The 13,639-nt window shown below is 70.8% G+C and carries 15 protein-coding genes; 10 read left to right on the top strand and 5 right to left on the bottom strand.

The genetic code is table 11. The features are described from left to right. Positions 1–43: 43 nt before the first annotated feature. Together H9I49_RS20185 and sepH are read right to left on the bottom strand one after the other, a co-directional pair. Positions 44–1,048: a serine hydrolase gene (locus H9I49_RS20185; protein WP_188032159.1), complete on the bottom strand. Its 1,005-nt coding sequence runs from the start codon at positions 1,046–1,048 to the stop codon at positions 44–46. Between the two features lie 25 nt (positions 1,049–1,073). Continuing rightward, positions 1,074–2,438, bottom strand: coding sequence for a septation protein SepH (gene sepH / locus H9I49_RS20180; protein WP_188032158.1), 1,365 nt, complete (start codon positions 2,436–2,438; stop codon positions 1,074–1,076). A 163-nt stretch (positions 2,439–2,601) separates the two neighbouring features. Between sepH and H9I49_RS20175 the strand changes: the two genes are divergently transcribed. From H9I49_RS20175 to H9I49_RS20165, 3 genes are read left to right on the top strand one after another with little or no spacing between them, the layout of a single operon-like run. Beyond that, positions 2,602–3,240 carry a trimeric intracellular cation channel family protein gene (locus H9I49_RS20175; RefSeq protein WP_188032157.1) on the top strand — a complete coding sequence of 213 codons (639 nt, stop codon included), beginning with the start codon at positions 2,602–2,604 and terminating at the stop codon, positions 3,238–3,240. Between the two features lie 46 nt (positions 3,241–3,286). Next, entirely contained in the window at positions 3,287–4,402 is a 1,116-nt protein-coding gene (locus tag H9I49_RS20170; protein ID WP_188032156.1) for a ferrochelatase, read from the top strand. 9 nt (positions 4,403–4,411) lie between these two features. After that, a complete protein-coding gene (locus H9I49_RS20165) occupies positions 4,412–5,281 on the top strand; it encodes an inositol monophosphatase family protein (RefSeq protein ID WP_188032155.1) in 870 nt (289 codons plus the stop codon). 105 nt (positions 5,282–5,386) lie between these two features. On the opposite strand, the gene H9I49_RS20160 is transcribed toward H9I49_RS20165, so the two are convergent. Beyond that, a complete protein-coding gene (locus tag H9I49_RS20160; protein ID WP_188032154.1) occupies positions 5,387–5,572 on the bottom strand; it encodes a hypothetical protein in 186 nt (61 codons plus the stop codon). Positions 5,573–5,919: 347 nt separating this feature from the next. On the opposite strand from H9I49_RS20160, the gene H9I49_RS20155 reads away from it, so the two are divergent. From H9I49_RS20155 to H9I49_RS20135, 5 genes are all read left to right on the top strand, one after another. Further along, positions 5,920–6,219 carry a DUF4193 domain-containing protein gene (locus tag H9I49_RS20155; protein ID WP_188032153.1) on the top strand — a complete coding sequence of 100 codons (300 nt, stop codon included), beginning with the start codon at positions 5,920–5,922 and terminating at the stop codon, positions 6,217–6,219. 50 nt (positions 6,220–6,269) lie between these two features. Then, entirely contained in the window at positions 6,270–6,806 is a 537-nt protein-coding gene (gene dut, locus H9I49_RS20150; RefSeq protein WP_370587674.1) for a dUTP diphosphatase, read from the top strand. A 104-nt stretch (positions 6,807–6,910) separates the two neighbouring features. Then, on the top strand, positions 6,911–7,672 hold the full coding sequence (locus H9I49_RS20145) for a DUF3710 domain-containing protein (RefSeq protein ID WP_188032152.1): 762 nt from the start codon (positions 6,911–6,913) through the stop codon (positions 7,670–7,672). Positions 7,673–7,682: 10 nt separating this feature from the next. Further along, positions 7,683–8,114 (top strand): OB-fold nucleic acid binding domain-containing protein, encoded by a 432-nt coding sequence (locus H9I49_RS20140; protein WP_223128938.1) that lies wholly within the window; start codon positions 7,683–7,685, stop codon positions 8,112–8,114. Next, positions 8,107–8,841: a DUF3159 domain-containing protein gene (locus H9I49_RS20135; protein WP_188032151.1), complete on the top strand. Its 735-nt coding sequence runs from the start codon at positions 8,107–8,109 to the stop codon at positions 8,839–8,841. The genes H9I49_RS20140 and H9I49_RS20135 overlap by 8 nt, the downstream gene beginning before the upstream one ends. Positions 8,842–8,870: 29 nt before the next feature. Here H9I49_RS20135 and H9I49_RS20130 read toward each other — a convergent pair whose 3' ends face one another. Both H9I49_RS20130 and H9I49_RS20125 read right to left on the bottom strand, forming a co-directional pair. Further along, complete coding sequence (locus H9I49_RS20130; RefSeq protein WP_188032150.1) at positions 8,871–9,557, bottom strand: TrkA family potassium uptake protein; 687 nt, start codon at positions 9,555–9,557, stop codon at positions 8,871–8,873. Between the two features lie 23 nt (positions 9,558–9,580). After that, positions 9,581–10,243, bottom strand: a complete 663-nt coding sequence (locus H9I49_RS20125) for a TrkA family potassium uptake protein (RefSeq protein WP_188032149.1) — start codon at positions 10,241–10,243, stop codon at positions 9,581–9,583. Positions 10,244–10,423: 180 nt separating this feature from the next. Here H9I49_RS20125 and H9I49_RS20120 point away from each other — a divergent pair, with 180 nt between their 5' ends. Together H9I49_RS20120 and H9I49_RS20115 are read left to right on the top strand one after the other, a co-directional pair. Beyond that, complete coding sequence (locus H9I49_RS20120) at positions 10,424–12,385, top strand: APC family permease (RefSeq protein ID WP_223129029.1); 1,962 nt, start codon at positions 10,424–10,426, stop codon at positions 12,383–12,385. Next, positions 12,382–13,638, top strand: a complete 1,257-nt coding sequence (locus H9I49_RS20115) for a TRAM domain-containing protein (protein ID WP_188032147.1) — start codon at positions 12,382–12,384, stop codon at positions 13,636–13,638. Before H9I49_RS20120 ends, H9I49_RS20115 begins: the two co-directional genes overlap by 4 nt. Position 13,639 lies beyond the last annotated feature (1 nt).

The raw sequence follows: 13,639 nt of genomic DNA, 5'->3' as shown, positions 1-13,639 counted from the left end.
GCAGGACGGCGCGGGGCGTGCGGGGCAGGCGCCGACGGAGAGCTCAGTTGCCGAACCGGTCCCTGAGCAGTCGGATGATCGGCCAGGCGCCTTCTGACCAGTTCGAGATGACCGTGAAGGTGATGGAGGACGAGGGCTGGTGCACGCTCGCGCACGAGACGCCCGCGTCATACCCCTCGAGCCAGACTTCTTCGCTCGTCGCGTGGAGGTGAAACCCCAGGCCGTAGCGCCGGGACTCCTCCGGCCAGTCACTGCGCGGTCGCACCATCTCGGCGAGCAGCTCTGGCGAGACGATCCTTCCCGCGAAGAGAGCGTCCCAGAAGGAGCTGAGGTCGGCGGCGGTCGAGTAGATGCCCCCGTCGCCGTTGCCGCGTACGGGGAGATGGAACACGTTGGTCCTCAGCCCATCCATCGACAGGTAGCCCAGGGCAGCCCGTCCTGGGAGCTCGTCGGAACGCAGAAACGCGGTGTCGCTCATGCCCGCGGGCTCGCAGACGAGGGTGCGTACGAGGTCGTGGAACTCCACGCCGGACGCCCGCTCGGCCAAGAGAGCGAGCAGGACGTAGCCGCCGTTGTTGTAGCCGAAGCGCTCGCCGGTGGGGAACACCGTTTCGTGTCCGTCCAGCACCCGTAGGAACTGCTCGGTCGTCGCGAGCTCGTGCACGGGCACCGGCATCACGTAGTCGCGGATGTCGTCGACAGCGTCCTCGTCGAGGTAGTCGCCGATCCCCGACCGATGTGCCAACAGGTGCTCGACCGTCACGTCGTCGGCGACAAGGGGCAGGTCGTTCCCGAGCAGCGAACGCGCCGTGGTTCGGAGCTCGAGCGTTCCTCGCTCGACCAGGCTCGTCACCACCAGTGCCGTCAGACTCTTGGACCCGCTGGCGATGGCGAACTGGGTCTCCGTCGTGTTGGGGACCTCGTGGCCGCGGTCGGCGAGCCCATAGGCCATGCAGAACGCCTGACCGGACGCGCGGTCCGCACGGACCACACCGGAGAACCCCGTGTGCTCCGCCGCCCTGTCCACCGCGTCCTGGAGTGACTGCATCGCGCTGAAACCATCAACCGCAGGGTCAGTCGTTGCGGCGACCGAACATGATGTCGTCCCAGCTGGGCACGCTCGGACGACCGGACTTTCGTGCGGGCGGCCCGGGCTTCGGCGCCGGCTTCGGATCGGGGGCGGCGGCGCGCTGCTCGAGCACGTCGTCGTCGTAGTGGCCGCGATCGTCCCCGGCCTCAAGATCACGCACGTCGCCGATGTCGTGAGCCGAGGTGGGCCCTTCGTCGGAGACCGTGGATGCGACGCTTGCGAGTGACCGGGGTGCAGTCGACCTCGCCTCACCCTCATCCTCGGTGGCGTGACTCGCGTCCGTCGTGTCGGCGGCGTCGGTCACTGTCGCCTCACCCGTCGCGCCGGTCCGTGCGCCGTCGGCGCCTGTCGGCGTCGCGTCGTCCGGAACCTGCTGAACCGGCTGGGTCGGCTCAGCACGACGCGCCCGGCGCCGGGCGACCTCGGGGCCCACCCGCTCCTCGGTCGTGCCGCTCTTGACGACCTCCGGGTCGTCCTCGGGATGCGTGTGCGCGGGAGGTGGGATCTCCTCGCGCGGGTCGCGGGCGAGCTCCTCGAGGGGAAGCGCCTCCTCCGGGGCGCTGTCGAGGCCCGGCACCTCGGCGGACTTCGGCCGCCTGCGGCGGCCGCGCTGGGAGCTCCGCTCGCGCATCGCCGCCATGAGGTCGACCGTCTCACCCTCGCGACGGCGGGACGGCGCGCCCACACCACCCTCGGCCTCGACGTCGTAGACGCGGCTGGGGCGTGTCGACGCGTTCAGGTGCGGGGCCGGGATCGGTCCTGGGGCCTGCTGGTCCTCGTCCTCGCTGAGCCAGCGAGCCTCGTCGTCGACGGCGGAGACGGTGCGGGCCAGGGGGTCGAAGTGCCAGGCCGCCTCGCGCTGGCGCCCACCGGCGTTGAAGTGCAGCAGGAGCGTCCAGGCGCCCTTGTCGGTGCGACGCGAGTCCCAGCGCGCGGACCCGCCGTCGATCTCACGGCTCCTGAGGCGTTCGGCGACGCGGGCCTCGAGAGTCGGGGCCCCGCCGTGCGAGCCGCCACGAGCACGCAGCCGCACCTGGCGGGCGAGGCCCGCGACGTGCTCGCGCTCGGCGAGGATCGGGCCCTCGTAGCGGTGCACCTTCTCGACCGGCCAGCCGGCGCGCTCCGCAACCTCTTCGGCTGTCAGGCCCGCGCGGATCATCGACTGGACGTCCTTGGGGCGCAAGCCGCCCGAGATCTCGATCTGGAGCTGGCCGAGCCGCGGGACGTCGCGTCGAGCCGCCGCCCGGAGCGCCTCGTCGAGCGGGACGGAGAAGCGGTTCCCCTCGTCGTCGGCCAGCATCAGGTGCATTCCGTCCTCGTGGACGCCGACGAGCCTGAGGTGGTGCATGGGTGGGTCTCCCGGTGACGAGTCTGCAATTCGTGCGGTGCTGACGCGGTGCTGACGTGGTGCTGACGTGGTGCTGCCGTCTGGTGCGCTGTGCAGTCGAGCATGCCACCGGGCTGGGCGCCCACCAAAGCGACCACGCCGCACGGGTACCGTTTGCTCTGGCATGCCAACCTCCTTCTCGTCCGCGCAGCTCGCCCTCGACCTCGTCGGCGTGTTCGTCTTCGCGCTGTCAGGTGGGCTCGTCGCCGTCAAGAAGCGTTTCGACCTCTTCGGCGTCATCGTCCTGGCGTGCGCCGCAGCCCTGGGTGGCGGCATCGTGCGTGACCTGCTCATCGGTGACATCCCGCCGGTCGGCATCAGCGACTGGCGACTGCTGACCGCTGCTGCGCTCGGCGGTGTGGTCACCTTCCTCTTCCACCCCGGAGTCGAGCGGATCACGCGCCTCGTCCGGCTTCTCGACGCTGCAGGTCTCGCCGCCTTCGCGGTTGCGGGCAGCCTCAAGGCCGTCACGACCCTCGGTGTTTCCCCCATCGCGGCCGTTCTCGTCGGCGTCATCACCGCGGTCGGCGGAGGCGTCGTGCGCGACCTGCTCGCGGGGCAGGTGCCCGAGGTCCTGCGCAGGGAGCTGTATGCCATCCCTGCCATGCTCGGCTCGATCATCATCGTCGTCGCGGCGGAGCTCGGCTCGCTCCAGGACTGGGTCCTCTGGGCCGCCGCCGGACTCGTCTTCGCGGTCCGCGTGCTCGCCGTCCGCCTCGACCTCAACGCCCCGACCCCGCTCCGGACGTCCGCGTCGACGTGACGGTCCAGCAGCCCGAGATCAGAACACCCAGACCCATGGCGGAGACATGACAGCAGAGACATCCCCGGCGGCCGACCTCGGCCTCGCCCCCTACGACGCCGTGCTCCTGCTCGGCTTCGGCGGACCCGAGGGCCCCGACGAGGTCATGCCGTTCCTGCGCCGAGTCACGGCCGGACGCGGCATTCCCGACGAGCGCCTCGCCGCCGTGGGCGAGCACTACTACCTGTTCGGGGGACGCAGCCCGATCAACGACCAGAACCGCGCCCTCATCGCCGCGGTGCGCTCCGAGCTCGACGCACGCGGCATCGAGACGCCGGTGCTCTGGGGCAACCGCAACAGCGAGCCGTTCATCGACGACACCCTCCGCGCCGCGCACGCCGCCGGGCACCGTCGCATCGTCGTCCTCACGACGAGCGCGTACTCGAGCTACTCGTCGTGCCGCCAGTACCGCGAGAACCTCGCCGACGCCGCCGCGTCCCTCGCCGACGAGGGCCTCGAGCTCCACCTCGACAAGGTGGCGCCGTACGCGCCCCGCCCGGGTTTCGCCGAGGCCAACCTCGGTGAGCTCGTGCGGGCCCTGCGCGCCCTCGACGGCGCGCCCGACGGCGAGCTCGGCCTGCTCTTCGTCACCCACTCGATCCCCGACGCGATGGACGACACGTCGGGGCCGGGCGACGGTGAGGGCAACCTCTACCGGCGCCAGCACCTCGCGCTCGCGTCGCGCCTGACCACGGAGGCCAACCGGGCGCTCGACCGTGACCTCACGGGCGAGCTCGTCTTCTGCTCGAGGTCCGGGCCGCCCACCCAACCGTGGCTCGAGCCGGACGTCAACGACCGGATCCGTGAGCTCGCGGAGTCCGGGGTGCGCACCGTCGTGGTGGCTCCTATCGGCTTCGTCAGCGACCACATGGAGGTCGTGTACGACCTCGACACCGAGGCCAGGCAGACGGCTGACGAGCTCGGCGTCGCGCTCGTGCGGGTTCCGACCGTCGGCACCGGCGACGTCTTCGTCAGTGACCTCGCCGACGCCCTGCTCGAGCGCGCCGCAGAGGCCCGCGGCGAGCCGGTGCCGCAGTTCGAGGGACGGATGCCATCGGTCTGCGCCGCCGGCTGCTGCCCCAACCTTCGCCAGGCCCGACCTGCCCTCTGCGGCAGCGACTGAGAGGACCCGATGACCACCATCCGCACCGAGCCCGTCCTCCCCGACGGCGTCACCGTCGAGGAGCTCGAGCGGCTCTGCGTCACCCTCGCGACGGAGGCTGCGCGCTTCATCCGTGACGAGCGCCCGCCCCGCATGGGCGTCGCCGCCACGAAGTCGACCGAGACCGACGTCGTGACGGTGATGGACCGTCGCTCGGAGGAGCTGCTGCACCGGCTCATCCAGCAGGCCCGCCCCGACGACGGCATTCTCGGCGAGGAGGGCGCCGATGTGGCCGGCACGTCGGGCCTCACGTGGGTCATCGACCCCATCGACGGCACCGTCAACTACCTCTACGAGGTGCCCGCGTATGCCGTGTCCGTTGCCGTCGTCGTCGGTGACGCCCACTCCCAGGGCGGCTGGACGCCCGTTGCGGGCGCCGTCGCCGACCCGTGCCTGCGCCTCGTGCACCACGCCGGTCACGGCACCGGCGCCTGGACCCGCCCGGAGTCGGACGACGGCGCCGAGCCGAAGCGCCTCACCGTGTCCGCCGAGGACCGCCTCGCCCGCACCCTGCTCGCCACCGGGTTCGGCTACGCGCCGGAGATCCGTGCGCGCCAGGCCGAGGTGCTGCTGCGCGTGCTGCCACTCGTGCGGGACATCCGCCGCATCGGCAGCGCCGCGCTCGACCTCGTCCGCGTCGCCGAGGGCTCCGTGGACGCGTACGCCGAGGCGGGGCTCAACGCCTGGGACCTGGCGGCCGGCTGGCTGATCGTCGAGGAGGCCGGGGGAGTCGTCGTCGGCGAACAGGAGTCGCCCGGAAGGTTGCTCACGGTCGCGGCCGGCCCGGAGCTCGTAGGACAGGTGCACGCCCTCTTCACCACGCAGACCGCGGGCGGCTGAGCAACCCCGGCCACGGACGAACGCCCCACCCGGCCGAGCCGGGTGGGGCGTCCTCGTGTGTCAGGCTGCGGGCGGCATACGCCCCGGTGGTCCGGTCGGACCCGCTCAGGCCGCCTGGAACGGCTCGAGCTCGGGGACGCGGATGCCGTTCTCGGCCGCGAGGCGCGCGAACGACTCGAGCTCACCGGTGTGCACCTGGATGCGGTAGTCGTCGTTTGCCGCCTGGGCGTCGGCGAGGTCGCCCAACGCGTCGTGTACGCGCTGCCTTATCTGGTCGACGAACTCGGTCATGGGTGCCACCTCCGGGCCGTGGGGTCGTTCGGTCGGGTCCGGAGACCCTACCGCGCCGTAGGACCCCCAATGTGCACCCGCCTCGGTAGGTGGATGGCAAAGCGGGGGTGAACTGTTGGTCCGAAAAGGGTAGGTCCCACCCGACCGATCCGACCCGTGTCTCAGACAATGGCTCCGGCGACGTGACAACGCCGGTGGGATCAGGCACCATACGCGCACGCGGACGTTTCGTGGCTGTTAACAGCGGGGTTGACAGCGAGGGTCCCAGCGGGAACAAGCACGACCCCACGAACGTTCTTCGCGTCACAGACCGCAAGGCGCAGCACGAGTAGAAGTGAGACAACGAGATGGCAACCGATTACGACGCGCCACGCAAGACCGACGACGACCTCAATGAAGACTCGATCGAGGAGCTGAAGTCCCGTCGCGTCGACAAGACGTCGTCCAGCGTGGACGTCGACGAGACCGAGCAGGCCGAGGGCTTCGAGCTCCCGGGTGCCGACCTGTCCGGCGAGGAGCTGTCGGTCCGGGTCCTGCCCAAGCAGGCCGACGAGTTCACCTGTTCACGCTGTTTCCTCGTCCACCACCGCAGCCAGCTCGCCAAGGAGAGCAACGGCATGATGATCTGCACGGAGTGCGCGGCCTGAGCGCACCGCGGTCCGGGCAGCATGCTCTGGAGCAAGTAGGGTCGGTCCTCGTGACCGACCCTTGTGCTGTCCCGGACCGGCCCGCAGTCGAGGCCGACGTCCTCGACGTCGCAGTCCGCGTGCTCGACGCCGACCTGCCGCTGCCCGGCTATGCCCACCCGGGTGATGCGGGCGCCGACCTCTGCGCCCGCATCGACGTGACGATCGAGCCCGGGGAGCGCGTGCTCGTCCCCACTGGTGTGGCGCTCGCGCTCCCGCCCGGGCACGCAGGTTTCGTCCACCCCAGGTCGGGACTGGCGGCGCGACACGGCATCTCGATCGTCAACGCGCCCGGCACCGTCGACGAGGGCTACCGGGGAGAGATCCTCGTCAACCTGGTCAACCTCGACCCACGCACAGCCTTCACGGTGCGCCGCGGTGACCGGATCGCCCAGCTCGTCGTCCAGCGCGTCGAGCGGGTGCGCTTCGTCGCGGTCGATTCGCTCGACGAGACCAGTCGGGGGGACACTGGACACGGATCCACCGGCGGGTTCGGTGCCGGGGGCGCCGCCTCGCCGACGATGGGGGAGACGCCCGCGACGGCGTGATCATCGGATACGGTTCGCCGGGCGCTGCGTCAGCGCCGAGACGACCACCTCTCCGGCGGGCACGACGCCCGCCGGACAGCAGGACTCAGAAGGACGGAAACGACGTGGGACTCTTCAGCCGGGGCAAGTCGAAGGACCGCCCGGACACCGAGGCCGTGGACACGGACCTGGCCGACGACCTCGACGAGGCGGCGGACTTTGACGGTGCCGACCCCGAAGGTCCGCGCGGCGACGGCACGACCGGTCCGCTCGACCGCTCACAGGTCGACGACGACAGCGACTACCTCAATCTCGGTGCCATCTGGCTCAAGGGCCAGCAGGGCATGGAGCTGAGGCTCGAGGTCAACGAGCAGGAGCAGCAGATCACGGGCGTCACGGCCGTGATCGGCGAGTCCGCCGTCCAGCTGCAGGCCTTCGCCGCGCCACGCACCGAGGGTGTCTGGATCGACATCCGCAACGAGATCGCCGCGAGCATCGTCGACGCCGGTGGCACCGCGGAGGTGCTGACGGGCGAGTTCGGCGAGGAGCTGTTGACGCGGATGCCGCAGTCCGGGCCCGACGGCCGCACCGTGTTCATGCCGGCGCGCTTCGTCGGGGTCGACGGTCCGCGCTGGTTCCTCCGCGCCGTGGTCTCCGGTCGGGCCGCCATCGAGCCAGCCGCCGCGGACGCCGTGCACGAGGTCATCCGCACGACGGTCATCGACCGCGGTGCCGAGGCGATGCCGCCGCGCGAGCTGCTCCCGCTGCACCTGCCTGACGCGGAGGGCGCCGAGGGGGCTGAGCAGGCAGAGCCTGACGAGTCCGGCATGACCACTGAGGACCTCAAGCCCTTCGAGCGCGGTCCCGAGATCACCGAGGTCCGCTGATGGTCAGCCCGTGTCTCTCCGCGCCGCGCCCCTCGGGGACGTCCTCGTGAGCACGGGCGGCCCCAGCGTCCTCCGCCGTCTCACCGAGCGACTGACGCGGTCGTCCCACGAGCTCGAGGCAGCCGAGCTGCGCCAGGAGTCCTCAGACCTCGACGGCGTCGTCCACATCCGCGACGCTCGCCCGCGCACGCGTGTCACGGTCTGTGGTGAGGTCCGCTCCGTGACCCTGCGCCCCCGCGAGGAGACGCCGGCGCTCGATGTCGAGGTGTGGGACGGCACCGAGTCGCTGCACCTGATCTGGCTCGGGCGCCGCCGGATCGCGGGGATCGTGCCGGGCATCAAGATCCAGGCCACGGGCCGTATCACCGCCCGCCGGAAGGTCTTGACGATGTTCAACCCGGCCTACGAGATCATCGGCCGGGTCGGACAGTCCAATGGCTGAAGCGGATCGGGACGCTGCCGCACCCGGGGCAGACACCGGGCACGGCGACCGGGTGGATCGGTCCGAGGCCGACCTGCGCCGCTACCAGACTGTCGAGGAGCTGCTGCGCGACAAGCTGTCCGAGGCCATCGGCGGCTGGCGCGGTGCGGCGGAGTCGGCCGTGCCGACGCTCGCCTTCGCGCTGACGTGGTCGCGCAGCCAGGACCTGAAGCTCGCCCTCGTCGTGGCCGGCGCTTGCGTCGCGATCCTGCTGCTCGTCCGGCTGGTCCAGCGCCAGGACCCACGCTTCATCGCGTATGCCGCTGTGGGAGTGGGCATCTCGGCGTTCTTCGCGCTCCGCTCAGGACGCGCCGAGGACGCCTTCCTGCCGGGAATGCTCCAGAACGCCGGCCTGCTCGTGGTCCTGCTCCTGACCAACCTGACGCGTTGGCCGCTCTTCGGCTTCGTCGTGGGGGTCGCCGAGCCCGAGGCCTTCGCGGAGGACCCCACCTGGTGGCGCCGACACGCGGGCATCGTCACGGTCGCGGCCAGGCTCGCGTGGGTGCTCATCGCCCTCAACGTCGTGCGGCTCTCGATCATGGTTCCGCTGTACCTCGCCGAGCAGGTCGCGGCGCTCGGCGTCGCCAAGGTCGTCCTCGGCTGGCCCGCCTACCTGCTCGCGGTGACCGCTATGGGCGCGATCCTGGTGCGCGGCCGCACACCGATCGACCCCGCCCGCGCTGCCTGACTCCATCCCGGAGAGATCGCGACCCGGAGTCAGCTGTCGTCGTCGGTGCGGTGACGCTGGTCCGGGGCCACCAGGTCCTGGAGGTGGCCCTCCTGCTGCGTCGTCGTGATGAAGAGCAGCTCGTCGCCGGCCTCGATCGCGTCGTCCGGCGTCGGTGCCAGGGGCCGCTCCTCGCGGATGATCGCGACGAGCACGGTGTCGGAGGGCCAGTCGACGTCGCCGACGCGGCGCCCGGCGAACGGGCTGCCCTCGGGCAGGGTGATCTCGACCATCGAGGCGCGCCCCTGCTGGAACTCGAAGATGCGCACCAGGTCGCCGATGCTGACGGCCTCCTCGATGAGCGCTGTCATGAGGCGTGGCGTCGAGACCGCGACGTCGACGCCCCACGACTCGTCGAACATCCACTCGTTCTTGGGGTTGTTGACGCGGGCGACGGTGCGCGGCACGCCGAACTCGGTCTTGGCGAGGAGCGACAGGACGAGGTTGGCCTTGTCGTCCCCGGTGGCGGCGACGCACACGTCGGACTCCTCGAGCCGTGCCTCCTCCAGGGCCGCGAGCTCGCAGGCGTCCGCGAGCAGCCACGACGCCTCGGGGACACGCGAGGCCTGGACGTCGTCCGCGTCCTTGTCGATGAGCAGGACCTGATGGCCGTTGCCGAGCAGCTCACGGGCGATGGAGCGGCCGACGCTTCCGGCTCCGGCGATGACGACGCGCATGGGGGTTTCTTCTCCTGTGCCGGTCAGTGGGCGGCCGGGGCCTGGTCGCAGAGGCGCTCGACGCGGGCGAGGTCGTCTCGGGGGGCGGCGACGTGCACGAGGTCACCCTGCTGGACGACCATGTCGGGCCGGGGGAGCGTGCCCTCGCCGAGGCGGGTCACGTAGGCGACCCGCGCGCCAGTCTGCTCCTCGACCAGGGTGAGCGGCTTGCCGACCCATCCGTCGGCGAGCGGCACCTCGGCGATGACGATCTTGCCGCTCGGGTCGGTGAGCTCGGGCACGGCACCCTGGGGCAGCAGTCGCTGGATCATCTGGTCGGACGTCCAGCGCACCGTCGCGACCGTCGGGATGCCGAGCCGCTGGTAGACCATGGCGCGCTGCGGGTCGTAGATGCGCGCCGCGACGTGCTCGACTCCGAAGGTCTCGCGCGCCACGCGGGCTGCGAGGATGTTGGAGTTGTCGCCGCTGCTGACGGCCGCGAACGCGTAGGCATCGCGGATGCCGGCGGCGATGAGCGTGTCTCGGTCGAAACCGATCCCGGTCACGGTCTGACCCTCGAAGGACGTGCCGAGCCGACGGAACGCGGACGCGTCGGCGTCGATGATCGCGACGTCGTGGCCGCTGCGGCCCAGGGTGCGGGCGAGGGTCGACCCGACTCGGCCGCATCCCATGATGACGAAGTGCACGGACGCGACGCTACACCGTTCGCGGCGGCCCCACCGGGCGGCCCGCACACGCCGCCGGGACCTGAGACCACGGGTCGGACGCCGCCCGCGAGTGAGTCAGTACGGCCCGGCGATCCGTCATACAGTGTCGTCGTGCCAGGTACCGGTTCGCTGTTCAAGCGCCTCCTCGTCGGTCGCGCGATGCGTAGCGACAAGCTCGGCGAGACGCTCCTGCCCAAACGGCTTGCGCTGCCGATCTTCGCCAGTGACGCGCTCTCGTCCGTGGCGTACGCGCCCGACGAGATCCTGCTCATGCTCGGCCTCGCGGGTGGCGCGTTCGTCACGACACACAGCTGGCAGATCACGATCGCCGTGGTGCTCGTCATGGTGGTGGTCGTCGCCTCGTACCGCCAGAACGTGCACGCGTACCCCTCGGGGGGCGGTGACTACGAAGTGGCCACGGTCAACCTCGGTCCGCGCGCGGGACTGACCGTCGCGAGCTCACTGCTGGTCGACTACGTCCTCACCGTCGCGGTCTCGATCTCCTCTGGTGTGCAGAACGCCTCCACCGTCCTCGACTTCGTACGCGGGAACGAGGTGATCGTGGCGGTGGGCCTCATCGCCTTCCTCACCGCGATGAACCTGCGCGGGGTCCGCGAGTCGGGCAAGGCGTTCGCGGTGCCGGTGTACGCCTTCATGCTCGCCATCATCGGAATGGGCATCTACGGCTTCATCCAGCACTTCTCGGGATCGCTCACCCCCGCGGAGAGCGCATCGCTCACCCTGGAGCCGGAGCCGGGGCAGGGTCTCACCGGTATCGCTGCCGCCTTCCTCCTGCTGCGGGCCTTCTCGTCAGGCTGCGCGGCGCTCACCGGCGTCGAGGCGATCTCCAACGGCGTACCTGCCTTCAAGAAGCCGAAGAGCGCGAATGCCGCCACCACCTTGCTGCTCATGGGCACGCTCTCGATCGTCATGCTGGGGTCGATCATCGCGCTGAGCCAGTGGACCGGTGTCAAGATCGCCGACGACCCGGGCGCCCAGCTCCTGCGCGACGGCCAGCCGGTCGGCGACTCCTACGTGCAGCACACTGCCATCGGGCAGCTCGCCGAGGCGGTGTTCGCGAACTTCCCGCTCGGTGTCATCTTCGTCTCCATCGTCACGGGCCTGATCCTCGTCCTCGCAGCCAACACCGCCTTCAACGGCTTCCCGGTGCTCGGCTCGATCCTCGCGCGCGACGGCTACCTTCCCCGCCAGATGCACACGCGCGGAGATCGGCTCGCGTTCAGCAACGGCATCCTGATCCTCGCCGGATCGGCCATGCTCCTCGTCATCGTGTTCAAGGCCGAGGTCACCGCGCTGATCCAGCTCTACATCGTCGGGGTGTTCGTCTCCTTCACCACGTCCCAGACCGGCATGGTCAGGCACTGGACGCGTCACCTGAGGCTCGAGCGCAATGCCAAGGAGCGCGCGCGGATGCAGCGCTCGCGGATCATCAACGCGGTGGGAGCCGCCATGTCGGGGATCGTGCTCGTCGTGGTCCTGCTGACGAAGTTCCAGGCCGGCGCCAAGTACGCGATCCTCGCCATGGCGGTGCTGTTCTTCCTCATGCTCGGCATCAAGAAGCACTACTCGCGCGTGCGCGACGAGCTCGCCATCGACTGGGACGTCGAGAAGCCGATGCTGCCGAGCCACGTGCACGCCATCGTCTGCATCTCCAAGGTGCACAAGCCGACGATGCGTGCCTTGGCGTACGCCCGGGCCAGCCGACCCACCTACCTCGAGGCCGTCACGGTGGACGTCGACCACGACGAGACGCAGGCGCTGCTCGCCGAGTGGGACAGGCACGACATCCCGGTGCCGCTCAAGGTGCTCGCGTCGCCCTACCGCCAGATCACGAGACCGATCCTCGACTACGTGCGGTCGATCCGGTCGGGCAACCCGCGTGACATCGTCACTGTCTACCTGCCCGAGTACATCCTCGGGAAGTGGTGGGAGCAGGTGCTGCACAACCACAGCGCCCTGCGGCTCAAGGCGCGACTGCTCTTCACGCCGGGCGTCATGGTCGTCAGCGTGCCGTGGCAGCTCGCGTCGTCCGAGGGCGCCGAGCGTGACTGGATCGACCAGCCGCCCATCCCGGGCTCGGTGCGCGGCGGAGCGCTGTGACCGCTCGCCGCACGCGCGAGCGGGCCGAGGGCGGTGAGTCGCTCGTGGGCAGCGAGTGGACCGTCGAGGTCGGGCCGGTCGCCCACGGCGGCCACTGCGTCGCCCGGCACGAGGGCCAGGTGGTCTTCGTGCGCCACACGTTGCCCGGCGAGCACGTCGTCGCCCGCGTCACCGAGGGCCGAGTCGGTGACAAGTTCGTTCGTGCCGATGCCGTCGAGGTGCTCCGGGCCGCGCCCGGACGCGTCGAGGCCCCCTGCCCGTACGCCGCTCCCGGCCGCTGCGGCGGGTGCGACTTCCAGCACGCCTCGCTCGACACCCAGCGTGCCCTCAAGGCCGACGTGGTCCGGGAGCAGTTCATGCGGCTCGCGGGGCTCGACGTGGACGTCGACGTGCGCCCGGTCCCCGGTGACGAGGCCGGTCTGCGCTGGCGCACACGCGTCGAGTTCGCCGTGGACGGAGCAGGCCACGCCGGTCTCCGGCAGCACCGGTCGCGTGACGTCGTACCCCTCGACGACTGCCTCATCGCGACGAGGGGCATCGTCGACTCGGGCGTGCTCGACACCGAGTGGCCCGACGTCGAGTCGGTCGACGTCGTCGACGCGGCCCATCCCGACGAGCCGGTGCTCGTGGCGCTCCCCGCGCCCGAGAAGGCCGACGGGTCCGCCGGACTCGTCGGCGAGCTCGTACGCGACGGTGGCTGGGAGGGCGAGTACGTCGTCGCGGCGCGCGGCTTCTGGCAGGTGCATCCCGGCGCGGCGTCGACGTTCCTGAGCCGGGTCGTCGCCCTCCTCGGCGCGGCGTCCGGGGACAAGGTCGTCGACCTGTACGCCGGGTCGGGCCTGTTCACGATGCGCCTCGGCGAGCTCGTCGCACCGGACGGCTTCGTGCTCGGCGTCGAGGGCGACCGGCGTGCGGTCGACAACGGCGCCACCAACACCGAGCACCTCGACAACGTCGAGTGGCGTGCCAACCGTGTCGACCGCGAGCTGCGCTCTCTGGTCGCCCAGGGCGTCACGGCCGATCTTGCGGTCCTCGACCCGCCCAGGACGGGGGCCGGCAAGGAGGTCATGGCGCTGCTCGGACAGCTCGGGCCGCGCCGTGTCGTCTACGTCGCGTGCGACCCGTCGGCGCTCGCGCGCGACGTCAGGGCTGCCGCCGACCACGGCTATGTCCTCTCCACGCTCGAGGCGTACGACGCCTTCCCGATGACGCACCACGTCGAGTGCATCGCCGTGCTGGAGCGAAGGCCGTGAG

Source organism: Terrabacter sp. MAHUQ-38, from assembly GCF_014518425.1.
GTDB lineage: Bacteria > Actinomycetota > Actinomycetes > Actinomycetales > Dermatophilaceae > Terrabacter.
Note: the sequence above shows the minus strand (reverse complement) of the source record. Positions and strands in the feature narration are given on the sequence as shown.